Origin of the sequence: Streptomyces zinciresistens K42 (assembly GCF_000225525.1) — a bacterium.
Classification (GTDB): domain Bacteria; phylum Actinomycetota; class Actinomycetes; order Streptomycetales; family Streptomycetaceae; genus Streptomyces; species Streptomyces zinciresistens.
The window spans coordinates 1-25270 of sequence record NZ_AGBF01000092.1 but is presented as its reverse complement, the minus strand read 5'-3'; the positions used below and the strand labels follow the sequence as shown (position 1 = coordinate 25270).

The window sequence follows — 25270 nt, the reverse complement described above, 5'->3', positions numbered from 1 at the left end:
GCCCGGCCCGGCGGGGGCCGCCGCCGCGGGCTCCGCGGGCTCGGGGGGCTCCTCGGGCGCGTCCTGACGCAGGTCGCCATGGAGGTCGCCACGAGGGCTGCCGTAGGCGCCGGGCCCGTGTCCGGCGCTCTCGTGGCGCTCCTGGCCGTACTGCTCCCCGTAGCCGGGCGCGGGGGCGGTGGCGTAGCCTCCCGGCGCCGTCCCGGCGTGCTCGGCCCACTGGGCGCGGCCCCCGCCGAAGGAGCCCGCGTGGACGCGCGGTTCTTCGATCACGACGCCACAGCCCGGACACGCGAGGGCGCCATTCAGGTGCCGTCGGCACGGGGTGCAGTAGTCCATGACGCGGGAAGACTAGGTTCCCGGGACGCGGGGTTCCTAGTCGCGGCTGTGAATGTTCCGTGGACAACTGTCCGTTCGAGCACGCCCAGTTGACGGACATGGCGGGACACGCCAGACACGCCCTCCACACTCCGCGACGGGCCGCCCGGAATCCGTGGCGAAAGCGGTGTCGAAACCGTTATGCGCGCGACCCATTGACACCCCTCCCGCACGCTCCCTACTGTCACGTCAGCATTTCGAACGTGTGACGAAATCTCGAACACTCGCGAACTGCACACCCACAAGAGCCGACGACGCAGCAAGGGGCAACTGCCGTGCGCATCACCGGAATCAGCACACACGTGGTCGGGACGCCGTGGCGCAACCTGACCTACGTCCAGGTGCACACCGACGAGGGCATCACGGGAGTCGGTGAGACCCGGATGCTGGGCCACACCGACGCGCTGCTCGGCTATCTGCGGGAGGCCGAGGCCAACCACATCCTCGGCTCGGACCCGTTCGCCGCGGAGGACCTGGTGCGCCGCATGAAGTACGGCGACTACGGCCGCGCGGGCGAGATCGTCATGTCCGGCATCGCCGTGATCGAGATGGCGTGCTGGGACATCAAGGGCAAGGCCCTCGGGGTGCCGGTCTGGCAGCTCCTGGGCGGCAAGGTGACCGACCGCGTCAAGGCGTACGCCAACGGCTGGTACACCACCGAGCGGACCCCCGAGGCGTACCACAAGGCCGCCCAGGGCGTGCGGGAGCGCGGGTACCGGGCGCTGAAGATCGACCCGTTCGGCACCGGTCACTTCGAGCTGGACCACGAGCAGAGCCTGTACGCCGTGTCGCTGATCGAGGCCGTGCGCGACGCGATCGGGCCGGACGCCGAACTGATGCTGGAGATGCACGGCCGCTTCTCCCCCGCCACCGCCGTGCGGCTCGCACGCGAACTCGCCCCCTTCAACCCGGCCTGGCTGGAGGAGCCCTGCCCGCCGGAGAACCTGAAGGCACTGGAGAAGGTCGCGGCCAAGGTCGACATCCCGGTCGCCACGGGTGAGCGCATCCACGACCGCATCGAGTTCCGCGAGCTGTTCGAGAGCCAGGCCGTCGACATCATCCAGCCCGACGTCGGCCACGTCGGCGGCATCTGGGAGACGCGCAAGCTCGCCGCCACCGCCGAGACCCACTACATGCTCGTCGCGCCGCACAACGTCGGCGGGCCCGTGCTGACCGCCGCCTCGCTCCAGGTCGGCTTCACCTCCCCGAACTTCAAGATCCTGGAGCACTTCAACGACTTCGCCGACGCGGAGATCAAGAAGGTCGTCAAGGGCGCGCCGCAGGTGGACCCGGAGGACGGCTGCTTCCACCTCTCCGACGCCCCCGGGCTCGGCGTCGAACTCGACGTCGACGCCGCCGCGGAGTTCCCGCAGCAGCAGGCCCGCTTCGACCTGTGGGCCGAGGGCTGGGAGCAGCGCAAGCCCAAGGGCACCCAGTGAGCACCGCCGTCGTCGTCCAGGCGCCCGGCGAGCACCGGCTCGTCGCGCACACCCCGCGCGAACCGGGTCCCGGCGAGGCGCTGGTGCGTGTCCACGCGGTCGGCATCTGCGGCAGCGACCGCGAGCTGTACCAGGGCAACCGGCCCGAGGGGTACGTCCGTTACCCGCTCACGCCGGGGCACGAGTGGTCCGGGACCGTCGCCGCCGTCGGCGCCGGCGTGCCCGGCTCGCTCGTCGGCCGCAAGGTGGTCGGCGAGGGCTTCCGCAACTGCCAGGTGTGCGACCGCTGCCACGCGGGCGAGACCACGCTGTGCGAGGCGGGCTACGAGGAGACCGGGTTCACGCTGCCCGGCGCGATGGCCGGCACGCTCACCCTCCCGGCCCGGCTGCTGCACGCGCTGCCGGACGACTGCGACCTCACCGCCGCCGCCCTGCTGGAGCCGGCCGCCTGCGTCGCCGCCGCGGCGGTCAGGGCGAACGCGCTGCCGGGCGAGCGGGTGGCCGTCGTGGGCACCGGGACGCTCGGGATGTTCGCCGTGCAGTTCCTGAAGGCGGCCTCCCCCGCCGAACTGCTCGTGGTCGGCACCCGCGGCGACCGCGAGGAGCTGGCCCGGCGGTTCGGCGCCACCGCCTTCCGCACCAAGGACCAGCCGCTCCCGGACGACATGGACGTGGTGATCGAGACCGCCGGGTCCGCCGACGCCGCGCGGGTCTCCGCCGCCCTGCTCCGGCGGGGCGGGCGGCTGGTGCTCACCGGCATCCCGGCGCCGGGCGCGCCGGGCCTGGACCCCACCGACCTCGTCGTACGGCAGCTGGAGGTGCACACCGTCTTCGGTGCGCCGCCGGCCGCCTGGGCGCACGCGGTACGGGTGTTCGGGGCCGGGCTGCTCGACCCGCTGCCGCTGGTGACGCACGAGCTGCCGCTCCAGGAGTTCCCGAAGGCCATCGAACTCGTCGGCTCGGGTGATCCGGCGGTGGGCAAGGTCCTCCTGCGCCCTTAGAACGTGTTTCGAAAGTCCCGTCTGCCCGGCGGCGTGCCCTGCGGGCGGACGACGCCACTTTCGAGCCACGCCCCAGCCGTACGCCGGTACGGGGCCGACCTGACCGTCCCCGTACCGGCGTACCCCCCGGCACCGCGCCCCCCGAGCGGCGAACCTCCGACACACCGAACACGAAGGACAGCTTGTGACCGACGCCTCCGCAGCCCGCCGACCCGGTGAGCGGGTGCTCGCCCCCCTGGGCCTGGGCGGGCCCGACCTCTCCCCCGCCGACGCCTCGCCCCACACCTTCCCGGGCGGCGGGCGCTGGCGCACCGAGATCCCCTCGTGCGAGGGCCCCGAAGCGCTCGCCGTCGTCCTGAAGGAAGCCTCGCGGCTGGACGTGCCGATCCACCGGATCAGCCAGGGCAGCGGGGTGTGGATGCTGACCGACGCCGAGATCACGGAGATGGCCGAGGCCACCGCCGAACGCGACATCGAGCTCTGCCTGTTCACCGGCCCGCGGGGCACCTGGGACATCGGCGGCTCCACCCGCACCGACTCGCGCGGCGGCGGTCTGCGCGCCCGCGGCCACGACGCCGTCGCGGGCTGCGTCGAGGACGCCGTGCGGGCGACGGAGCTGGGCGTCAAGTGCCTCCTGGTCGCCGACGAGGGCGTGCTGTGGACGCTGCACCGGGCCCGCAGCGCCGGGACCATCCCGGCCGACACCACCCTGAAGGTGAGCGCCCTGATAGGCCCGGTCAACCCGGCAGCCTACGAGGTGTACGAGCGGCTGGGCGCGGACTCGGTCAACGTGCCGAGCGATCTGACGCTCGACCACCTGACGGAGATCCGCCGGGTCTCCGCCGCCCCCATGGACATGTACATCGAGGCCCCCGACGATCTCGGCGGCTATGTGCGGATGTACGAGGTCGCCGAGCTGATCCGGCGCGGCGCACCGCTCTATCTGAAGTTCGGACTGTCCAAGGCCCCCGGAATCTACCCCTACGGACACCATCTGCGGGACCTGGCCCTGTCCACCGCCCGCGAGCGGGTGCGGCGCGGCCGGCTGGCCCTGGACCTGCTCGCACGGCACGGAGCCGGCGGCGACATGGCGCCTCTCGGTTCGCGGCTGCCCGGAACTCTGACTCGATTCGACACTCCCGCATAACGTTCCGGACAAACCCTCTTCACAGAAGCGGACGCAGTCGAACACAATCCCACACACCCTCGGTCGACCCGCACCGCCCCCGACGCGTCCTCGCCCCACCCGGACCGAGACCTGTCACTCACATCAAGGATGATGACCATGCGTACTCGCAGAGCCGCACTCACCGCCATAGCCTCCGCCGCGTCCCTCGCGCTGACCCTGACCGCGTGCGGCCAGAGCGGTGAGGGCGGCAGCAAGCAGGACTCGGGCAGCACCAAGGGAGCCACCATCGGCATCGCGATGCCGACGAAGTCCTCGGAGCGGTGGATCGCCGACGGCAACTACGTCGTCGCCGACCTGAAGTCCAAGGGCTACAAGACCAAGCTGGTCTACGGCGAGGACGACCCCGACCAGCAGGTCTCGCAGATCGAGAACCTGATCACGCAGGGTGTCAAGGCGCTGATCGTCGCCGCCATCGACAACAAGTCGATGAACAACGTGCTCCAGCAGGCCAAGGACGCGAACATCCCGGTCATCTCCTACGACCGCCTGATCCTCGGCACCGGGAACGTCGACTACTACGCCTCGTTCGACAACGAGAAGGTCGGCGAGCTCCAGGGCGGCTACATCGTCGACAAGCTCGGCCTGAAGGACGGCTCCAAGAAGGGCCCGTTCAACGTCGAGCTGTTCGCCGGCTCCAACGACGACAACAACACCCGCTACTTCTTCCAGGGCGCCATGAAGGTGCTCCAGCCCTACATCGACAAGAAGCAGCTCGTCGTGCGCTCGGGGCAGACCGCGCTGAACCAGGTCACCACCCTGCGCTGGGACGGCGGCACCGCCCAGAAGCGCATGGACGACATCCTGACCTCGGCCTACAAGAGCCAGCGCGTCGACGCGGTCCTCTCGCCGTACGACGGCATCTCCATCGGCATCCTCTCCGCGCTGAAGTCGGACGACTACGGCTCCAAGAGCAAGCCGCTGCCGGTCGTCACCGGCCAGGACGCCGAGGTCGCCTCGGTGAAGTCGATCATCGCCGGCGAGCAGGCGATGACGGTCTACAAGGACACCCGCCAGCTCGCGAAGGTGGCCTCCAGCATGGTCGACGCGGTGCTCAACGACAAGAAGCCGGAGGTCAACGACGAGAAGACCTACGACAACGGCTCCAAGGTCGTGCCCGCCTACCTGCTCACGCCGGTCAGCGTCGACAAGGCCAACTACCAGGCGACGGTGGTCGACTCCGGCTACATCAAGGAAAGCGACCTCAAGTAACCGCCGGCTCCTACTGATTGGAAGGCACGACCATGGCGGGACCCGTCCTGGAAATGCGCTCGATCGTCAAGACCTTTCCCGGCGTCAAGGCGCTGTCGGACGTCACGCTGACCGTCCGGCAGGGCGAGGTCCACGCCATCTGCGGGGAGAACGGCGCCGGAAAGTCGACCCTGATGAAGGTCCTCTCCGGCGTCCACCCGCACGGCACCTACGAGGGGGACATCCTCTTCGAGGGCGAGGTCTGCGAGTTCAAGGACATCCGGGCCAGCGAGCAGCGCGGCATCGTCATCATCCACCAGGAGCTGGCGCTGGTGCCGTACCTCTCCGTCGCGGAGAACATCTTCCTCGGCAACGAGCACGCCACCCGGGGCATCATCAGCTGGACGGAGACGCTGCGGCACGCCACCGAACTGCTGCGCCGGGTCGGTCTGAGCGACCACCCCGACACCCGCGTCGCCGACATCGGCGTGGGCAAGCAGCAGCTCGTGGAGATCGCCAAGGCGCTCTCGAAGAAGGTGAAGCTGCTCATCCTGGATGAGCCGACCGCGGCCCTGAACGACGAGGACAGCGGCAAACTCCTCGATCTGATCCTGGAGTTGAAGAAGCAGGGCATCACCTCGATCATCATCTCCCACAAGCTCAACGAGATCCGCAAGGTCGCCGACTCGGTGACCATCCTGCGCGACGGCCGGACCATCGAGACCCTCGACGTGAAGGCGGCGCAGACCACCGAGGACCGGATCATCAGCGGCATGGTCGGCCGGGACCTGGAGCACCGCTTCCCGGACCGCACCCCGCACCACCCGCAGGAGGGGGCCGCCCCGGCGCTGGAGGTCCGCAACTGGACCGTGCACCACCCGATCGACCAGCAGCGCAAGGTGGTCGACGACGTCTCGGTGCAGGTGCGGCGCGGGGAGATCGTCGGCATCGCGGGGCTCATGGGCGCCGGCCGCACCGAGCTCGCGATGAGCGTCTTCGGCCGCACCTACGGCCGCTACCAGGGCGGTTCGGTCCTCAAGGACGGCAAGGAGATCCGGACCAGGACCGTCCCCGAGGCGGTCAAGCACGGCATCGCCTACGTCACCGAGGACCGCAAGCACTACGGCCTCAACCTCATCGACACCATCAACCGCAACATCTCGCTCAGCGCGCTGGGCAAGGTCGCCAAGCGGGGCGTGGTCGACGAGCACGAGGAGCGGCAGGTCGCCGAGGGCTTCCGCACCTCCATGAACATCAAGGCGCCGACCGTCTTCGAGCCGGTGGGCAAGCTGTCCGGCGGCAACCAGCAGAAGGTCGTCCTCAGCAAGTGGATCTTCGCCGGTCCCGATGTGCTGATCCTGGACGAGCCGACGCGCGGTATCGACGTCGGTGCCAAGTACGAGATCTACACGGTCATCGACCAACTGGCCGCCCAGGGCAAGGCGGTGGTCTTCATCTCCTCCGAGCTGCCCGAGCTGCTCGGCATGTGCGACCGCATCTACACGATGGCCGCGGGGCGGCTGACCGGCGAGTTCTCGCGGGCCGAGGCGTCGCAGGAATCGCTGATGCGTCAGATGACGAAGGACAAAGAGGTAACCCGATGAGCACGGATGTGACCGCCAAGACCCCGGCCCCCGCGCCGCCGGGCAAGAGCGCGGGGGCCGGGGCCGACGGCCTGCTCCAGCTGGTGCTGGACGGCCTGCGCCGCAACATGCGCCAGTACGGGATGCTGATCGCCCTCGGCCTGATCGTGGTGCTGTTCGCCGTGTGGACCGACGGCGACCTGCTGCTGCCGCGCAACGTCTCCAACCTGGTGCTGCAGAACAGCTACATCCTGATCCTCGCGATCGGCATGATGCTGGTGATCATCGCGGGTCACATCGACCTGTCGGTGGGCTCGCTGACGGCGTTCGTCGGCTCGATGGCCGCGGTGTTCATGGTCAGGAACGACATGCCGTGGCCGCTCGCGGTGCTGCTGTGCCTGGCGGTCGGCGCGCTCGCGGGCGCGGCCCAGGGCTTCTTCATCGCGTACGGGGGCATACCCTCCTTCATCGTGACCCTGGCGGGCATGCTGATCTTCCGCGGCCTGACGGAGATCTTCCTTCAGGGCCAGACCCTCGGCCCGTTCCCCGAGGGGCTGCAGAAGGTCGCCAACGGCTTCCTGCCCGAGGTCGGCCCGAGCACGAACTACCACAACCTCACCCTGCTGCTCGGCTTCGCCATGATCGCGTTCGTGGTCTTCCAGGAGTTCCGCGACCGCCGCCGCCAGCAGGAGTTCTCCCTGGACGTCCCGCCCTTCAAGCTGTTCCTGCTGAAGCTGGTCGCGCTCGGCGCCGCCATCCTGACGCTGACGATGCTGCTGGCCAGCTACAAGGGCGCGCCGATCGTGCTGCTCATCCTGGGCGTGCTGCTCGTCGGCTTCGGCTACGTGATGCGCAACGCGATCGTCGGCCGCCACATCTACGCGATCGGCGGCAACCTGCCCGCGGCGAAGCTGTCGGGCGTGAAGGACAAGAAGGTCACCTTCCTGGTCTTCCTGAACATGGGCATGCTCGCGGCCCTGGCGGGTCTGGTCTTCGCCGCCCGCTTCAACGCGGCCTCTCCCAAGGCCGGCCTCAACTTCGAACTGGAGGCGATCGCCGCGTCGTTCATCGGCGGCGCGTCGATGAGCGGTGGCGTCGGCACCGTCCTCGGTGCGATCATCGGCGGTCTGGTCCTGGGCGTGCTGAACAACGGCATGAACCTCGTCGGCATCGGCACCGACTGGCAGCAGGTCATCAAGGGCCTGGTGCTGCTGGCGGCGGTCGGCTTCGACGTGTGGAACAAGCGCAAGGTCGGTTCGTAGGTCCACGTGAGGGGCCCCGCCGTGCGGTGGGGCCCTTCTTCCTTCCCGAAAAGGAGCCGCACATGGACATGAGCAGACGTACGGTCATCGCCAGCGCCGCGGCGGCGGGGATCACCGCCGCGACCGCCGGCGGTGCGCGCGCCGCGGCGGGCGACGCCCCGGTGAAGTCGTTCTTCGGCACGCTCCCCGACGGCACCAGGGTCCACCGCTGGTCGCTGGCCAACGGCGGCACCCGGCTGAAGGTCCTCTCCTACGGCGGCGTCGTGCAGTCCCTGGAGGTCCCGGACCGCCGCGGCCGGTACGCCAACGTCTCCCTCGGCTTCGACGACATCGCCGACTACGCGTCCTCCAGCCCCTACTTCGGCGCCCTGATCGGCCGCTTCGGCAACCGGATCGGCAAGGGGCGGTTCACCCTCGACGGCAGGACCTACCAGGTCGACGTCAACGACGGCGAGAACAGCCTGCACGGGGGCGCCCGGGGCTTCGACAAGCGGGTGTGGGACGTCGAGCCGTTCACCAGGGGCTCCGACGTGGGCCTGCACCTGTACTACACGTCCGCCGACGGCGAGATGGGCTACCCGGGCACGCTCAAGGTCCGGGTGACGTACACGCTCACCCGGTACGGCGACTGGCGCATCGACTACGCCGCCACCACCGACCGGGCCACCGTCGTCAACCTCACCAGCCATGTGTACTGGAACCTCGCGGGCGAGGGCAGCGGCACGGTGGAGAACCACGTGCTGAAGATCGACGGTTCCCGTTACACGCCCGTGGACGCCGGTCTGATCCCCACCGGGGAGCTGGCCCCCGTCACCGGCACCCCCTTCGACTTCCGGCGCCCCAAGGCGGTCGGGGCGGATCTGCGCGAGGCCCACCGGCAACTCCTGTACGGCAAGGGCATCGACCACAACTGGGTGCTGGACAAGGGCATCTCACCGCGCCCGGAGTGGGTCGCCACGCTGAAGGACCCGTCCTCGGGGCGCACTCTGCGCATCGCGACCACCGAGCCGGGGCTGCAGTTCTACTCGGGCAACTTCCTCGACGGCACGCTCGTCGGCCCGAGCGGACGCGCCTACCGGCAGGGCGACGCGCTGTGCCTGGAGACCCAGCACTTCCCGGACTCGCCGAACAAGCCGGCGTTCCCCTCGACGGTGCTGCGCCCCGGGCGGACGTACCGGTCGAGCACGGTCCACTCGTTCACGCGGTGAGGTCCGCGCGCGGTCCGGCGGAGCGTCCGTTCTGACGGTTCTTCACGGACCGCACACGAATTCCCCCCGATTCCCCAGGGGTTGAACGGCGTCACCCCTGACTCCGTACTCAGGGGTGGCCCGTGCTCCCCCGCGCGGGCCACCCCAGAGACGACGGGCCCGGTCGTCCCCGCCGGGCCCGCCCCCTACGGAGGTTCCATGGCCGACAACGTCACCTCGCTGTTCCGCAGCACCGCGGCACACAGCCCGTCGATGGCGGCGCTGGCACGCGAGGGCGGCGACGGGGCCGGCCCGGTCGACTTCTGCATCCCCTGCAACCCGTACTTCCCCACCCCGGCCATGTTCGACGACATGGCGGGCAAGCTGCGCGACATCATCACGTACTACCCGAGCAGCGCCGACACGATCACGGCCGAACTGTGCAGCCTGCTCCAGCTGCCGCCGCAGTGCGTGGCGATGGGCAACGGCTCCACCGAGCTGATCACCTGGATCGACCATCTGATGGTCCGGGAGTCCCTCGCCGTCCCCGTCCCCACGTTCGGCCGCTGGACCGACCAGCCCATGGAGACCGGCAAGCGGGTCGACATGTTCCCGCTCCAGGAGGCCGGCGGGTTCGCGCTGGACCTCGCACGCTACGCCGAGTTCATCCGGGCCAGGGGGACGCGGGTCGCGGTGGTCTGCAACCCCAACAACCCGGACGGCGGCTACCTGCACAAGCAGGCGCTCGTGCAGTTCATGGACGCCATGGCCGACCTGGACCTGGTGGTGATCGACGAGAGCTTCCTGGAGTTCGCGGACGCCGAGCAGGAGCCCTCGGTCGTCCGGGAGGCCATGCTGCGGCCGAACGTCATCGTCCTGCGCAGCCTCGGCAAGAACTTCGGCCTGCACGGCGTACGGTTCGGCTACCTGGTCGCCAACCCCGCGCTCGCCCGCATGATCCGCACCATGCTGCCGAAGTGGAACCTCAACTCCTTCGCCGAGCACGTGGTGTTCATGCTGAGGGAGCACGGGGCCGAGTACGCGCAGAGCCTCCAACTGGTGCGCCAGGACCGGCAGGAGATGGCCGGCCTGCTCTCCGAGCTGCCCGGTCTGACGGTCTACCCGTCCCAGGGCAACTTCCTGTTCGTGCGCCTGCCCCTGGGCGCGGAGGGCACCGTGGTCCGCGACCGGCTGCTCACCGAGCACCGGATACTGGTCCGCGAGTGCGGCAACAAGATCGGTTCGTCCAGCCGCTTCCTGCGGCTCGTGGTGCGCCCCCAGGTGGATGTGCGTCGCCTGGTGTCCGGCCTGGAGCAGGTGCTCTACGGGTCCGGGAGGGGAGCCGCCGTATCCGAGCCGGGCCAAGGGACCGGTTACAGCTCGGGTACGGCGGCCGTGGACCGGCTGGTCGGCTCCACCAACGGAGCCGGTACGCAGGGCCTGGCCGCGCAGGCCATGGGGATGGCCGCCCCGACGCCGCCGGCGGCGGCCGTACCGCCGCGGGCCACCGGTCTGCCGATGCCCGCCCCGGTCCCGGTGGCACCCGCCGCGGCGGCCCCGGCCCCGATGCCCGCCCCGATGCCCGTCGCCGTCCCGGTGCCGGTTCCGGTCGCTCCCGCGCCCATGCCCGCTCCCGCCCCGATACCGGCCGCGCCGGCCGTCCCGCCGCCGCCCGCCCACCCCACACCCGTGGCCCCGGCCGCGGCCGTGGTGCCGGGGCCCACTCCGCCCGGGGTGCCGGCCCGCGGCGGCCTCACCGCGGCCCAGGTCCGGGGAACCACCGGCCCGGGGCTGTCCCCCGCACCGGCCACCGGCTGGCCCCACGCCCAGCACTGGCCGAACGCGGCGGGGATGGGGCAGGCCGGCTAGGGCGGTGGCCGGGAGGGGTTGCCGGAGGCTCGCGGCGTCCGGTGCGGTGCCGCGCGAGGCGGAGCCTCGTCCGCGTACCCGTAGGACACCGCGTAGGACACCGCGGGGGCGGAGCCGTGTCCTCCGGCGCCCGCCGGGGCGAGGCATCGCGGAGAAGGTCGTAAGCCGTTGAACTACCTTGGCCGGACCACATGACGTGGCCACCGGCAGCCGCGTAGGCTCGAACGGCCCGCCGCGCGGCGGGGGGAACTGGGGGTTCGATGGACATCGCGGGCGCGCGCACGGCGGCGGCCCGGGTCGCCTCGGCGCTACGGCTGCGGCGTACGCACCCCGGCGCGGCGATGCGCGACCTGGTCGGCGACCTGAGCGCCGCCCTGCGCGACAGGGTCCACCCCCCTTCCGGCGCAAGGGAGTTGTGCCGGGCACTGTGCGAGGAGATGAGCGCCCGGCGCGGCGGCCGACCGGTCGAGCTGCGCTTCGAGCGGTTCCCCGACGAGATCGAAGTGACCGGGCTCTGGGTCGAGTTCCAGGACTTCGACCTGGTCATCGTGGAGGAGCGGGCCGAGTCCGTGCAGCAACTGGTCATCCTCGGGCATGAGTTGTGGCATCTGCACGCGCGGCACGGGCACCACCACACGAGCGGCACCGCCGCCGCCGACGCCTTCGCGGGCACCCCCGGCTGGCGGGACGCCGCCCTCGCGGTGGCGGCCCGCAACGGCTCCCGCGAGCGGGACGAGTCCGAGGCGGACGACTTCGGCCACCGGCTGGCGGCGGCGTTCCGGCCGCTGCTGGCGCGACGGGACGGGGACCCGGCACCCGGGCCGGTGCAGCGGTCGTTGGGCTACCGGGGGCGGGGCGCGCGGTGAGCGGCCCGGTCCCGACGGCGTCGGAGCTGCTCGGGGACCTCCAGATCTCCTTCTGGATCCCGACCGTCGCCCTCACCGCCGCCCTCGCGATCAAGCTGCCCAGCATCCTCCGGCTGTGGCGGGACCCCCTGCTGCGCGCCGTCGGCGGTCTGCTGCTGTTCGCCTGCGCCGTGTTCGTCTTCGCCGCCCCCGGCACGATCGCCTGGACCAACCGCGTCACCGGCGTGCCCAACATCTCGGCGCCCTGGGTGTATTCGCTCATCACCGCGCTGTGCGCGTCCTGGCTGCTCATGATCATCGCCTGGCGCAACGGGCTCGCCAACCGCACGGCCGCCACCCGCCGGGCCACCCGCTGGGTCGTCTTCGTCTACGCGGGCGTCGTCATCGCCCTGTGGGTGCTCTTCGCCTTCGCGGACGTCCCCGTGGAGCGGCTGCGGGACCTGGACACGTACTACGCCACCACGCCCTTCATGCGCGAGCAGATCCTGCTCTACCTGGTCGCGCACCTCGTGGCCTCCACCGTCACGGCCCGGCTGATCTGGAACTGGATCCGCACCGACGGCCTCGACGCCTGGCTGCGCTGGGGCCTGCGCTTCCTGGGCATCGGCTACACGACCAACCTGCTGTTCGGGGCGTCCAAGCTCACGGCCGTGGTGGCCCGGTGGACCGGCCACGACCTGGACTGGCTGAGCACCTACCTCGCGCCGGCCGCCGCCTGTGTCGCCGCCTCCCTGGTCGCGGTCGGCTTCATCATCCCGCACGCCGGCCAGTACCTGCACGAGCGCTGGCGCATCCGGCTGCGCCACCGGCGGCTTCGGCCGCTCGCGGTGCTGCTGCGGTCCGTCACCGGCGGACGCGAGCCCTTCACCCTGCGCGGCACCCCGGAACTGCGGCTGATCCGCCGGGAGACGTTCATCCGCGACGCGCTCCTCCAGGTCTCCCGGCACCTCGACGAGGAGCTGCGCACCCGGTCCCACGCGGCCGCCCGCTCCCTCGGATGCCCACCGGGCCGGGCCGAGGCCCTGGCCGCCGCCGTGATGATCCTCGACGCCGTCGACGCCCGGCAGCGGTCCCCGCAGGCCGACACCGGCGCGTCCGGCCCGGACACCGCGTATCTGCTGCGCGAGATCCAGGCCGTCTCGCTGGTCCTTCGCCAACCCGATGACATCGAGGCGGTACGCGCCCGAGCGGCCGCCCCGGCAGAGAGTGCCTCCGCATGAACGAACGCCCCGCCCCAGACACCAGACGCGCCGTGGTCCTGGGGGGATCCCACACCGGCATGCTCGCGGCCCGCGCTCTCGCCGGGCTCGCCGACCGGGTCGTCGTCGTCGACCGGGACACGCTGCCCGCGGGTGCCGAACCCCGCAAGGGGCTCCCGCAGGCGCGGCACGCGCACATGCTGTGGTCGGGCGGGGTGCTGGCCATGGAGCGGCTGCTGCCCGGCATCACCGAGGCGCTGCGCGCCGCCGGGGCCCGCCGTCTGCCGGTGACCACGGACATCGTCGCCCTGTCGGCGCGCGGCTGGTTCCGGCGCTGGCCCGAGTCGCACCATGTGGTCCTGGCCGGCCGGGACCTGCTGGACGCCACGGTCCGCGCGCAGGTCCTCGCCGACGAGCGCGTCGAGCTGGTCCAGGGAGCCGAGGCGGTCGGGCTGACCGGGTCCGCGGCGGGCGTGACGGGCGTACGCGTACGCACGCGGGACGGTGAGGAGCGCGTCCTGGAGGCGGAGTTCGTCGTCGACGCCACCGGACGCGGCTCCTCCGCGCCCCAGTGGCTCGCCGCGCTCGGCCTGCCCGCGCCCCGGCGGCGCGAGGTCGACTCCGGCCTGGTCTACGCGAGCCGGCTCCATCTCGCCCCCGAGCACGCCCGGGACGGGTTCCCGGTCGTCAACGTCCAGCCCGACCCGGGTGACGGCGGTCCCGGCCGGGCGGGCTTCCTGCTGCCGGTCGAGGAGGGCCGCTGGATCGTCACCCTGTCCGGCACCCGCGGCGGCGAACCCGGCGCGGCGGCGGAGGAGTTCGTCCCCTTCGCCCGTGAGCGGCTGCGGCACCCGGTGATCGGCGAACTGCTGGAGAACGCCGAGCCGCTCTCCGGGGTGTCGGTCACCCGCAGCACCGTCAACCGCCGGTACTTCTACGAGCGGACGCCGAGGTGGCCGGATCGTTTCGTCGTCCTCGGGGACGCCCTCGCCGCCTTCAACCCGGTCTACGGGCACGGTCTGTCCGTCGCCGCCCAGAGCGCCGTGATCCTGCGGGACGTGCTGCGGCGCCGGGGGCTCGCGGCGCCGGGAACGGCCCGCCGCGTCCAGCGGGCGGTGGCCCGTCCGGTCGGCGCCGCCTGGGATCTGGCGATCGGACAGGACGTGTTCTACCCCGGCGCCACGGAGAACGGGCCCTCGCTGCGGGAGCGCCTCGTGGCGGCCTACGTCGGACGGCTGATGCACACCGCCACCGGGAACGGCCGGATAGCCCGCCGGGTCACCGACGTGACGTCCCTGGAGCGCGGCGCGCATGTGCTGCTCGCCCCGTCCGTGCTGCTGGCCACCCTGTTCGGCCCGCTCAAGCCGGCGCTGAGCGGGCCGCCCCTGACGGCGGAGGAACGCAAGGCGGGCGGGCTGGCCTAGGGTCCGCCGGCCGTGGCGCTGCGACCGGGAACGGTCACCGGCTCGCGACGCCGGCACGGCTCCCCGGCCGCGGCACCGGCCACGGCACCGGCACCGGCCTCAGCCCTTGAACGCGGGCTGCGCCAGCCCCCGCCCCGCGCCCGGCACCACGAACAGCGAACCGGCCAGCGGGTGCGGGGACGCCAGTCCCGTGCGCGCGGTCGTGATGTAGAGGTCGCCGAGGCCGGGCCCGGCGAAGGCGCACGCCGTGACCCGGGGCACCGGGAGCGTCACCACCCGGTCCAGTACGCCGTCGGGGGTGTAGCGGCGTACCGCGGCGCCGTCCCACAGCGCCACCCACACACAGCCCTCGGCGTCCACGGTCAGCCCGTCGGGGAAGCCGGCGCCGTCCTCGATCCCGACCAGGGGCCGCCGGTCCACGGCCCGGCCCTCGGCGTGGTCGAAGACGTCGATGCGGCGGGTGGGCGTGTCGATGTAGTAGAGGAGGCTGCCGTCGGGGCTCCAGCCCGTGCCGTTGCTGACCGTCACGTCGTCCAGGACCACCTCGGCCGTGCCGTCGGCGGTGATCCGGGACAGGGTGCCGCCGCCCGGGGCCTCGTCGTAGCGCATGGTGCCGGCCCACAGGGAGCCGTCCGGCGCGACGGCGGCGTCGTTGGCGCGGCGGCCGGGCACGGGGTCGTGGTGCAGCCAGCGGAAGGCGCCGTCCGGGTCGAGCAGTCCCACGCCGTCGCGGAGGTTCAGGACGAGACCGCCGCCCGCGCGCGGCTTCACGGCGCCGAGGTGCTGGTGGGCCGTACGGACCGAGCGGCGGCCGGAGACGGGGTCGTAGGTGTGCAGGCGGGAGCCGAGGATGTCGATCCACAGCAGCCGGCCGCTCGCGGCGTCCCAGGTGGGCCCCTCGCCGAGTTCGGCCTCGGCCCGCACGGCCACCTCGTAGGGCGCGCTCATGCCGCGCTCCGGTGGCCGAGGCGCTCGGACAGTTCCGCGGCGCCCTTGGCGGCGAGCTGCTCCAGTTCGGCGCGGCGCTGGTCGCTCCAGCGGATCATGGGCACGGAGATGGACAGGGCGGCGACGACCTGCCCGGCGCGGTCCCGCACCGGGGCGGCCACGCAGGAGACGTCCGGGTTGGACTCCCGGCTCTCCACGGCGATCCCCCGCAGCCGGATCTCGGCGAGGGCCTCGCGCAGCGCGCCGGGGTCGGTGATGCTGTTCGGTGTCATGGCGACGAGCTCGCTTCCGCCGGCGACGCGGGAGTCGAGCTCGGGCTCCGGGAGGGAGGCCAGCAGCATCTTGCCGACGGAGGTGCAGTGGGCGGGCAGCCTGCGGCCGGCGGCGGACACCATGCGGACGGCGTGCGTGGAGTCGACCTTGGCGATGTAGATGACGTCGGTGCCCTCCAGGATAGCCACGTGCACGGTCTCGTCGCAGGTCTCGGCGACGGACCGGGCGACCTGCTGGCCCTCGGCGGCGAGGTCGAGCTGCTCGGCGTAGCGGCTGCCGAGCTGGTAGGGCCGGACACCGAGGCGGTAGCGGCCCGGCTGGCCCGGCACCTGGACGATGTACTGCCGGGCGGCGAGCGTCGTCACCAGCTCGTGCACCGTGGTGCGCGGCAGCTGGAGCCTGCGCACGATGTCCGGGGCGGAGAGCGTGCCGTCCCCGTCGAGGAAGAGCTCGAGGATGTCGAGAGCCCGGGTCACGGCTGGTACGAGGCGTCCCACGTCCGGCTCCCTCCCTAGGGTGTCAAGGGCTGCGTTCGAAATTTCAACAGCCGATCGGAATAACGAACACAGGCTACTCAACGTGCGATTCCCCCGGCAATGGCCGTGCGCGGACCGGACGCGAAAGCACCGGACGGCCGGAATCCGCCGCACACCTTCCCGGCGGCGGCGTCAGGCGGCGGTGGGCGGGCACCCGCCGCCCCCGGCGGGCGGGCGTCCCCGCGGAAGCCCGTACGACTTCGTACGACCCCGTACGACTTCGTACTACCCCGTACACGACTTCGTACGACCTCGTACGACGAGGAGGGGCGGCGGGCGCCGCCCGAGAAGGGTCGGGGCGCCCCGGCGGACCCGGGCGGCGTCCCGGCGGACCCGGGCGGCGCCCCGGCCGCCGGGACCGCGACCCGCGCCGGCTGCGGCGATCGGCCCCTACCTGCGCGCCGCGTCGAGCGTGCCGCGCAACCGCCGGGCGCGCAGGACCAGTTCCAGTTCGAAGCGCCGGTCGGGGTCGTCCATCTCCTCGCCCCACAGCTCGCGGATCTGCCGCAGCCGGTAGCGGACGGTCTGGGGATGGACCCCGAGCCGGGCCGCGACCTCCGGTGCTCCTCCCCTGGTCTCCAGCCACGCCAGCAGCGTCTCCGCGAGCCGGCGTCCGTGGGTGGGCCCGCAGTTCTCCAGCGGGGCGAGGCGGCGCACCGCGAGATCGTCGATGAGCTCCTCCGGCTGGAGCAGCACCAGGGCCTCGGTGTGCTCGGTGCAGTACAGGACCTCGCCCTGCGGCAGCAGCCGCCGCTCCATGAGCCGTACGGCGGCCTCGGCCCAGCGCAGCGACTTCGCCGCGTCGGCCGGCGGTACCGGCGGCCCGATCGCGCCCGACCATCCGCACAGCGCCCGGTGCAGCATCTCGGGCCGGCCGGCGGCGCCGGGTTCGGGGACGACCATGCGCGGCTGCTCGTACTCCATGTCGAGCAGCACCCCCTGCCCCACGGCCGGGGCCACCGCCTCGCGCGCCGGGCGCAGCAGGACGCCCACCGCGACCCTGCCCGGCAGCGGCCAGCCGATCCGGGCGGCCCGCTCGGCGAGGGCGTCCGCCGCGTCGGCCCGCTGGTGCTCGGACAACAGCAGTTCCATCAGCCTGCGTTGCAGTCGCAGCCGCTCACCGGCCTGGCGTGCGGCGGCTTCGGCGTAGCCGCGCACGGACTGGTCGACGAGGCCGTCGAGGTACTCGTAACCCGCGTCGACCAGTTCGTACATGGCGGGCGGCGGGATGTCGACGCGCTGGCCGATCTCGGCGAACCGCCGCCAGGCCAGCCGTACTCCCATGCGGTAGATGGCCTGGAGCGAGTCCAGGGAGCGGCCGTTGAGGCCCTCGCCGCGGCCGAACTCCTGGAAGACGCCGGGCGGGACGGTGGGTCTGCCCTGCGAGGTCTCCAGGTGCTGGACGAAGACCTCGATGGCGCGGCGGATGCCGACCAGGGCCATCGGCTCGCCCGACTCGTCGGGGAACAGGGGCAGATGGGGGTACTCGCGCTGGATCTCGCGCAGGATCTCCTCGGCGAGGCCGGGGGCGTCCGCCATGACCAGCTCGGCGAACCGGCGGACCTGGAAGCGGGGCACCTCGCGCCAGGCCGAGCGGTGCGCGGCGGCTGCCGGGGCGGCCGTGGAGCGGATGGCTGCCACGGTCAACTCCCTCCGCCTGCCTGCTCGTTGGTGATCAGCGGGGTGTTCGGCTGGTCGGGCGTCGCTTCCAGCAGCGCGACGACGCCGAACGCGGCGCCCACCGCGAGCAGGGCGGCGAGCACGACGGTCAGCGCGGCGGCGAGCAGTCTGGACATCGCAGGGTCAGCCTCTCTGTCCCAAGGTCCCGGAGGTCTTCCCCACCCCGGTGACACCTGTGCGGTCCCGGCCCCTGCCTGTCGGCCCAGTCTCGGCACCCGGTGACGGCCCGTCAAGACGTCGTACCGCGACCGGGGCGACATTGACACTCCGGGCGAGCCCGCCTACGGTTCCCGGCCCAGAACGGCCAGGCATCGACCGAGCGTCAACACCCCAGGAGTGCCGGATGCGCCGTACAGCCTCACCTCTTTCGCTGATCCTGCTGGGCCTCGGCACGTTTCTGCTGGTCCTGGCACCCATGCTGGCCTGGTACGTGACCCCGCGGGCCGCCGTGAACCCCATCGACATCGACACCACCGCCGTCTACCGCGGCACCGGGAGCGTCTTCGACACCGACGAGATCAAGACCGTGCCGGACCGCAGGATCACCGTGACCCAGCGGGTGCGCGGCGACGTGGCGGCGAGCGAGCGCAGCGGCAACGCCGTCTGGGACGTGGTCACCACCGTCGACACCGACACGTCGCTGCCGGCCGCGGACCCCTACGACGCGCTGGACTTCACCCCGCACCGCTGGGTGATGGACCGCAGGACGACCCGGCCCGTGCACTGCTGCGGGGAGAGCCCGTACATCGAGGGCGAGGCGTATCTGAAGTTCCCCTTCGACGTGGCCAAACGCTCCTACCAGTGGTGGGACAACACCGGCCGGACGACGGTCACCCTGCGCTACGAGGGAACGGAGCGCGTCCAGGGCTACCCGGGCTACCGGTTCACCGCGCGGGTCGCGCCCCGTAAGGTGGGCACCCGGCTCGTGCCCGGGAGCATCGTCGGCACCCCCGGACGGCCGCAGGTGCTGGCCGAGGAGTGGTACTCCAACCACGGGCTGAAGCTGGTCGTGGACCAGCGCACCGGCCGGGTGATCTACGCGCAGACCGGTCCGCGCCGCACCCTGCGGGCGCCTGGCGGCGCCAAGGACGCGGCGGTGCTGCTGGACAGCAGGAAGATCGCGTTCACCGCGGCCACGCAGCGGGACGCGGTGCGCCAGGCGAAGCGGGACAGCGGCAAGCTGCGCGCGGTGGGGGTGACGCTGCCGGTGGCGGCGGCCGGGGCGGGATCCGTGCTTGCGGTGGTGGGCGGCGTTCTGGTGGTCCGTGGGCGCAAGCGCCCCGAAAATCCGCCTACGGTCGAGATGCCCCGGCCCTCACTCACGATGTGACGTGACGTCAGGTACAACAAAGCCCGAAATTGTCACGCAGGTGAGTAGCCGTGGGCGACAGCTCCGCGAAAACTGTCCCACCCCACCCGGACACGGCCTGTCCACACCCCCCGCACGACGACCGCATACGACCGGGATCCTCCCGATCCCTCCACAGGAACCCGAACCCTCCCTCCCCCACACCGAGTTCCGCACCCCGACGAGTTGGAGCACCCATGCCCCAGCACGTGCCCTTCCCGCTGTGCGCCCCCCTCCCCCGGGCGTCGCGGCACTCCTCTCCGGCGCTCCCCCCAGCACCGCGCCGCATCGTCTTCCTCGCTCACCGCGACCTGGGGAACCGGTCGGCCGGCGGCTCCGAGCTGCTGGTCGACCGGCTGGCCGACGGCCTCACCCGGCTCGGCCACCAGGTCACCCTGCTGTGCGGCGGCCCCGCCGCCCACCGCGACTACCGGGTCGTCTCCGCGGGCGGCTCCTACGGCCACTACCTGCGTGCCCGGTCCGCCTTCGCCCGTCAGGTGGGCGACTGCGACCTGCTGGTCGAGGTCTGCAACGGGATGCCGTACTTCGCTCCCCTGTGGCACCGCGGCCCCACCCTGTGCCTGGTCAACCATGTGCACACCGACCTCTGGGGGATGCGGTTCGGCGGCCCGCTCGCCCCCGCCGCGCGGCTCGGCCGCAGGCTGGAGCAGTGGGCGCTGACCGGCACGCAGCGGCGGAACCTGCTCGTCGCGGTCTCGCCGTCCACCGCGCAGGCGCTGCACGCGCTCGGCGTCGACCGGGACCGCGTCCGCGTGGTGCACAACGGCGTCGAGGAACCGGGCCCACCGGGCGAACGCTCGCCGCAGCCGCTGTTCGTGGCCGTCGGCAGGCTCGTCGAGTACAAGCGGATCGATCTGCTGCTGCGGCTGTGGGAGCGGGTGCGGCCGGTGACCGGCGGCCGGCTCGTGATCGTCGGGGACGGGCCCGAGCGCGCCCGGCTGGCGGCGCTGGCCGGTCCCGGCGTCGAGTTCACGGGGCGTGTCAGCGAGGCGGAGAAGCACCGACTGCTGTGCGCGGCATGGCTGTTGCTGCATCCGTCCGCGATCGAGGGGTGGGGGCTCGTCGTCACCGAGGCCGCGACCCGCGGCACCCCGGCCGTCGCCTTCGACGTGCCCGGCCTGCGGGACTCCGTGCGGGACGGCGAGACCGGTGTGCTGGCGCGCGGCGAGTCGTCGTTCGCGGCCGCCTGGTGCGCGCTCGCCCTGTCGGAGCGCCGCCGGGCGCTGCTGGGCGAGGCGGCGCGGGAGCGGGCGGCGCGCTACCGGTGGGAGCGGACGGTGCGCCAGTTCCGCACCGTCGCCGGTGAGGCGGTGAGGAGCCATGACGCCCATGCGCCCTAGGAGCGGGACCGGCCCGCCGGGCAGCGCGCGCCCCCACCCGCACCCCGGCGCGGGAGCCCCCGCCCGCCCGGTCCTCAAGGACCCGTCCCTGCGCCGCTCGCTCGCCCTCTTCCGGGCCTTCCTGCACGAGCAGGACGACCCCGAGTCCTGCTACGCGCTGCTCGCCCGCGACTCCGCCGACCAGGTCGAGTCCTACGGCGGTCCCGTCGCCGGGCGCACGGTCGTCGACGTCGGCGGCGGCAGCGGGCACGCCGCCGAGGAGTTCCGCCGGCGCGGCGCCCACGCCTTCCTCTTCGAACCCGACGTGCGCGAACTCGGCGCCGTGCCGCCCGAGGGCGCCGTCGTCGCCGACGGATACCTGCTGCCGCTGCGCGACGGCGCCGCCGACGTCACGTTCTCCTCCAACGTGCTGGAGCACGTGGCCGATCCGCAGACGTTCCTCAGTGAACTGGCCCGGGTCACCCGGCCGGGCGGGCTGATCTACGTGTCGTTCACCAACTGGCTGTCCCCCTGGGGCGGTCACGAGTGGGCGCCCTGGCACTACCTGGGCGCCGAGCGGGCCCGCGCCCGCTACCGGCGCCGTACCGGACGGGCGGCCAAGCACACCCTCGGCGAGAACCTCTTCGCCGTGCACGTCGGCACCACCCTGCGGCAGGTCCGCGCCCGCGACGACGTGGAGGTCGTGTCGGCGCGCTCCCGCTACTGGCCGTTCCTCGCCGAAGCCGTCGTGAAGGCGCCCGGCGTCCGCGAGTTCGCGACCTGGAACCTCCTCCTCATCCTCAGGCGGTGCCCACCATGACGACGACCACGGTCCAGGCTCCTCCCCCGGCGGCCGTGCCCGCCCCCGCGGACACCTCGGGTCCGCCGGAGGGGCCGCGCTCGCGGCGCTGGCTGCTGGGGTTCTGGGCCGTGGTGTTCGTGCTGCTGCTGGCGGTGCGACCGGGGCGGCAGACCTTCGACACCAAGCTGGGGGTGACGGTCGACCCCGGCCGGTTCCTCACCGATCTGGGCCAACTCTGGCAGGACCAGGGCGGCTTCGGCGGAATCCAGGACCAGTACGCGGGATATCTGTGGCCGATGCTGCCGTTCTACTGGCTCGCCGACCTGGTCCGGCTGCCGGTGTGGCTCGCGGAACGGCTGTGGCTGTCGCTGATCGTGTCCGTCGCCTTCTGGGGCGCGCTGCGGCTGGCCGAGCGGCTGCGGGTGGGCAGCACGGCCTCGCGGCTGGTCGCGGCGGTCGCCTACGCGCTGTGGCCCGTCTTCACCGCGGTCGTGGGATCGACCTCGGCCGCCGCCCTGCCCGGTGCCTTCCTGCCGTGGGTGCTGCTGCCGCTGGCGGACGAGCGGTACACGGCCCGGGTCGCCGCGCTGCGCTCCGCGCTGCTCGTCCCCTTCATGGGCGGCGTCAACGCGACCTCCACGCTGGCCTCGCTGCTGCCGGCCGGGCTGTACCTGCTGTCCCGGCCGCCCGGCCCCCGGCGGCGCGGGCTGATCGGCTGGTGGGCGCCCGGTGTCGTCCTGGCGACGGCGTGGTGGGTGGTCCCGCTGCTGCTGCTCGCCGCCTACGGCGAGAACTTCCTTCCCTACGTGGAGAGTTCGCGGACCACGACCGAGACGATGGCGGCGACGGAGGCCCTGCGCGGCGGCGGCAACTGGGTCGCCTACCTCAACTTCGGCGAACCCTGGCTGCCGGCCGGCTGGACCGTGGTGTCCTCGGCGGTCGTGATCGTGTGCTCGGCGCTCGCCGCCGGACTGGGCCTGGCGGGCCTGGCCCGGCGGGACATGCCGGAGCGGCGGTGGCTGGTACTGACCGTGCTGACGCTCGCGCTGGTCCTGCTCGCCGGGTACGGCGGGGCGTTCGGGGCGCCCTTCCACGGGGTGGTGCGGGACTGGCTGGACGGCCCGCTCGCCCCCTTCCGCAACATCTACAAGTTCCAGACGGGCCTGGCGCTGGCGCTGGTGCTGGGCCTCGCGCATCTGGCGGGCGTGGCCGCCCAGGCGCGCGGGGCGCGGCCGGTGCGCGGGCGCCGGTTCGCCCCGCTTGCCGCGGCCGTGCTGGTGCTGCCGGGACTGATGTGGCCGTACCTCAACGGCTCGATCCTCAGCCCCGGTTCCTTCAAGGAGATCCCCGCGTACTGGCGCGCCACCGCCGACTGGATGAAGACGTACTCGCCCGACGCGCGGGTGCTGGTCGCCCCGGCGACCGCGCACGGCCTCTACACCTGGGGCTCGACCGTCGACCAGCCCCTCGACGTCGTCGCCCGCTCCCGCTGGGCGCAGCGGGACTACGTGCCGTTCGGCACGCCCGGCAACCGGCGCGCGATGGACGCCGTGGAGCAGGCGCTGACGACCGGCGGCCAGGTGCCGGGGCTGGCCGACTACCTCGGCCGGGCCGGGATCTTCTACGTCGTCGTCCGCAACGACCTGGACCCCGACCAGATCGGGGCCGTGCCGACGGCGACCGTCAAGCGCACCCTGGAGCAGTCCGGGTACGAGCGGGTGACGGGCTTCGGGCCGATGACGACCGGCGGCCGGATCGCCCCGGACACCCCGCTCCAGGTGGAGGCGCTGTATCCGCGGCAGCGGGCGGTGGAGATCTACCGGCCCGGCGGCGTGGACGTGGCGCGTCCGGGCCCGGCCGGACTGCGGCCGGTGGCCGGCACGGCCGTCGTCTCCGGCGGACCGGAGGCGCTGCTGCCGCTGGCGTCCCGGCTGCGGGGGCGGGCGAGCGTGCTGACCGGGGACAACCGCCCCGGGCTCGGTACGCCGCCGGTCCAGGTGGTCGGCGACGGACTGCGGCGGGCGGACACCCGGTTCGGGCTGGTCAACGCCAACACGTCGTACACGTACACCCGTGACGAGCGCAACGCGCCGGACGCGGCGCAGAACGCGGGCGAGCCGCCGCGGCAGATCCTGCCCACCACCGGCACCGGCAGCCAGACCGTGGCCGAGCTGCGCGGGGCGCGGTCGGTGACGGCGTCCTCGTACGGCAGCTGGCTCTTCCACCTGCCGCGGTTCGACCCGGTGAACGCCTTCGACGGCAGCCCCGACACCGCGTGGACCGAGGGGTCCGCCGGCTCGCCGGACGGGCAGTGGCTGCGGATCGCCTTCGCGGGCGGGTCGTACGCCATGCCGTCGTCGTTCAAGGTGGCCCCGCTGCCCCAGGACAGCGTGCGGCCGGCGCCGACACGGGTGCGGGTGGAGACCGAGAAGGGGTCGGTGAGCAGTGTCCTGCGGCCCGACGGCTCGGTGCAGACCGTCCGCGCGCCCCGGGGGGCGACGGCGTGGATGAAGCTGACGATCACCGACTCGGTGTCCCGGCGGTCCGGGCTGACCGGTGCGGGCTTCTCCGAGGTCGCCCTGCCGGACGTGCAGGTGACGCGGCTGCTGCGGCTGCCCACCGACGCGCGCGGCGCGGCGGCCGACGCCGAGATCGTCTCGCTGTCGCGCGCCGCCGACCCGACCGGCCTGTCGGCCACGGGTACGGAGTCGGGTCTGCACCGGCGCTTCACGACGTCGGCGGCGGGGGCGTACGAGGTGCGGGCGAGCGCGGTGCCGGTGGCCGGACGGGCGCTGGACGAGCTGCTGTACGAGGTGGCGCCGCCGCAGCGCGACCGGATCGTCGCGACCGCCGACTCCACGGCCCGGCTGGGTGCGGGCCTCTCGCCGCGCAACCTCACCGACGGCGACCTGACGACGGCCTGGATCGCCGGTGACCGGCCCACCATCCAGTTGCGCTGGCAGGGCAAGCAGGCGGTCGGGGAGATCGTGCTCGCGGCGGCGGGCGGGCTCTCGGCACGTCCCTCCGAGGTGCGGATCAGCTCCCCTGACGGCGCGGCGATCGCGGGCGTGGACGCCAACGGCATGGTGCGCTTCCCACCGATCACCACCGACCGGCTGGAGATCACGGTCTCGAAAACGGCGCCGCTGACCCTGTACAACCCGGTGGTGGGCGAGCGGCTGCGGCTGCCGGTCGGCCTCAGCGAGGCGTACGTCCCCGCGCTGGAGCGGTACCGCACCCCGCAGCCGAGGGACACCCGCCCCTTCGCCCTGCCGTGCGGCAGGGGGCCGATCGTCGCGGTCGACGACCAGCTGTACGAGACGGGGATACGGGGCACCGTCCGCGATCTCACGGAGCGCCGGCGCGTCGAGGTGACGTTGTGTCAGAAGGGTTCCGGCAACGCCCGGTTGGACCTGCCCGCCGGTGAGCACCGGGTCGAGTCCGGGGACGCCGGCCCGCTGGCGCTCACCGAGGTGACCCTCACCCGGGGCACGGTCGCCGAGGAGCCGGGGCCGGGGCGCGAACTGCGGGTGCGGGACTGGCTCGGCGACCGGCGCACGGTGACCGTGGGGTCCGGGGCGGCGAGCTATCTGACCACGTACGAGAACGCCAACGACGGCTGGCGTGCCACGCTGGACGGCAAGGAGCTGACGCCGGTCCGGCTGGACGGCTGGCAGCAGGGCTGGCGGATACCGGCGGGCGAGGGCGGCACGGTCAAGCTGTCGTACGGGCCCGCGACGGTCTACGAGGCCGGGCTC

General features: G+C 72.8%; 20 protein-coding genes. 15 read left to right on the top strand and 5 right to left on the bottom strand.

The genetic code is table 11. The annotated features are described in order from the left end of the window. On the bottom strand, positions 1–339 hold a 339-nt coding region (locus SZN_RS22500; protein ID WP_425274459.1), incomplete at its 3' end, for an SCO2400 family protein. Positions 340–653: 314 nt separating this feature from the next. Between SZN_RS22500 and SZN_RS22495 the strand changes: the two genes are divergently transcribed. From SZN_RS22495 to SZN_RS22445, 11 genes are all read left to right on the top strand, one after another. Beyond that, a complete protein-coding gene (locus SZN_RS22495) occupies positions 654–1817 on the top strand; it encodes a mandelate racemase/muconate lactonizing enzyme family protein (RefSeq protein WP_007498940.1) in 1164 nt (387 codons plus the stop codon). Next, the gene (locus SZN_RS22490; RefSeq protein ID WP_007498938.1) at positions 1814–2818 is read left to right on the top strand and encodes a zinc-dependent alcohol dehydrogenase; all 1005 of its coding nucleotides are present in this window, start codon (positions 1814–1816) and stop codon (positions 2816–2818) included. The genes SZN_RS22495 and SZN_RS22490 overlap by 4 nt, the downstream gene beginning before the upstream one ends. A 184-nt stretch (positions 2819–3002) precedes the next feature. Next, the gene (locus tag SZN_RS22485) at positions 3003–3965 is read left to right on the top strand and encodes a hypothetical protein (protein WP_007498936.1); all 963 of its coding nucleotides are present in this window, start codon (positions 3003–3005) and stop codon (positions 3963–3965) included. A 138-nt stretch (positions 3966–4103) separates the two neighbouring features. Continuing rightward, on the top strand, positions 4104–5216 hold the full coding sequence (gene chvE / locus SZN_RS22480) for a multiple monosaccharide ABC transporter substrate-binding protein (protein ID WP_425274458.1): 1113 nt from the start codon (positions 4104–4106) through the stop codon (positions 5214–5216). Positions 5217–5248: 32 nt separating this feature from the next. Then, positions 5249–6799, top strand: coding sequence for a multiple monosaccharide ABC transporter ATP-binding protein (gene mmsA / locus SZN_RS22475; protein ID WP_007498932.1), 1551 nt, complete (start codon positions 5249–5251; stop codon positions 6797–6799). Then, positions 6796–8040, top strand: a complete 1245-nt coding sequence (gene mmsB / locus SZN_RS22470; RefSeq protein ID WP_007498930.1) for a multiple monosaccharide ABC transporter permease — start codon at positions 6796–6798, stop codon at positions 8038–8040. Before mmsA ends, mmsB begins: the two co-directional genes overlap by 4 nt. 62 nt (positions 8041–8102) lie before the next feature. Then, on the top strand, positions 8103–9248 hold the full coding sequence (locus tag SZN_RS22465) for an aldose epimerase family protein (protein WP_007498928.1): 1146 nt from the start codon (positions 8103–8105) through the stop codon (positions 9246–9248). A 198-nt stretch (positions 9249–9446) separates the two neighbouring features. Next, positions 9447–11096: a pyridoxal phosphate-dependent aminotransferase gene (locus SZN_RS22460; RefSeq protein ID WP_007498927.1), complete on the top strand. Its 1650-nt coding sequence runs from the start codon at positions 9447–9449 to the stop codon at positions 11094–11096. A 260-nt stretch (positions 11097–11356) separates the two neighbouring features. Beyond that, on the top strand, positions 11357–11962 hold the full coding sequence (locus tag SZN_RS22455) for a hypothetical protein (protein WP_007498925.1): 606 nt from the start codon (positions 11357–11359) through the stop codon (positions 11960–11962). Continuing rightward, positions 11959–13182, top strand: a complete 1224-nt coding sequence (locus SZN_RS22450; RefSeq protein ID WP_007498923.1) for an MAB_1171c family putative transporter — start codon at positions 11959–11961, stop codon at positions 13180–13182. Before SZN_RS22455 ends, SZN_RS22450 begins: the two co-directional genes overlap by 4 nt. Continuing rightward, positions 13179–14585 (top strand): NAD(P)/FAD-dependent oxidoreductase, encoded by a 1407-nt coding sequence (locus tag SZN_RS22445; protein ID WP_007498921.1) that lies wholly within the window; start codon positions 13179–13181, stop codon positions 14583–14585. The genes SZN_RS22450 and SZN_RS22445 overlap by 4 nt, the downstream gene beginning before the upstream one ends. A gap of 99 nt (positions 14586–14684) precedes the next feature. On the opposite strand, the gene SZN_RS22440 is transcribed toward SZN_RS22445, so the two are convergent. The 4 genes from SZN_RS22440 to SZN_RS41515 form a co-directional block, all read right to left on the bottom strand. After that, positions 14685–15533 (bottom strand): SMP-30/gluconolactonase/LRE family protein, encoded by an 849-nt coding sequence (locus tag SZN_RS22440; protein ID WP_007498918.1) that lies wholly within the window; start codon positions 15531–15533, stop codon positions 14685–14687. Next, a complete protein-coding gene (locus tag SZN_RS22435) occupies positions 15530–16303 on the bottom strand; it encodes an IclR family transcriptional regulator (RefSeq protein WP_043732438.1) in 774 nt (257 codons plus the stop codon). Before SZN_RS22435 ends, SZN_RS22440 begins: the two co-directional genes overlap by 4 nt. A 429-nt stretch (positions 16304–16732) precedes the next feature. Continuing rightward, on the bottom strand, positions 16733–17983 hold the full coding sequence (locus tag SZN_RS22430; RefSeq protein ID WP_007498914.1) for a PucR-like N-terminal domain-containing protein: 1251 nt from the start codon (positions 17981–17983) through the stop codon (positions 16733–16735). Positions 17984–17985: 2 nt separating this feature from the next. Continuing rightward, positions 17986–18138 (bottom strand): hypothetical protein, encoded by a 153-nt coding sequence (locus SZN_RS41515; RefSeq protein WP_007498912.1) that lies wholly within the window; start codon positions 18136–18138, stop codon positions 17986–17988. Positions 18139–18365: 227 nt separating this feature from the next. On the opposite strand from SZN_RS41515, the gene pgfA reads away from it, so the two are divergent. The 4 genes from pgfA to SZN_RS22410 form a co-directional block, all read left to right on the top strand. Beyond that, positions 18366–19352, top strand: coding sequence for a cell envelope lipid trafficking protein PgfA (pgfA, locus tag SZN_RS22425; RefSeq protein WP_007498910.1), 987 nt, complete (start codon positions 18366–18368; stop codon positions 19350–19352). Between the two features lie 215 nt (positions 19353–19567). After that, positions 19568–20731 (top strand): glycosyltransferase family 4 protein, encoded by a 1164-nt coding sequence (locus tag SZN_RS22420; protein WP_007498908.1) that lies wholly within the window; start codon positions 19568–19570, stop codon positions 20729–20731. Further along, complete coding sequence (locus SZN_RS22415) at positions 20721–21530, top strand: class I SAM-dependent methyltransferase (RefSeq protein WP_007498907.1); 810 nt, start codon at positions 20721–20723, stop codon at positions 21528–21530. The genes SZN_RS22420 and SZN_RS22415 overlap by 11 nt, the downstream gene beginning before the upstream one ends. Continuing rightward, on the top strand, positions 21527–25270 hold a 3744-nt coding region (locus SZN_RS22410; protein WP_007498905.1), incomplete at its 3' end, for an alpha-(1->3)-arabinofuranosyltransferase domain-containing protein. The genes SZN_RS22415 and SZN_RS22410, both read left to right, overlap by 4 nt.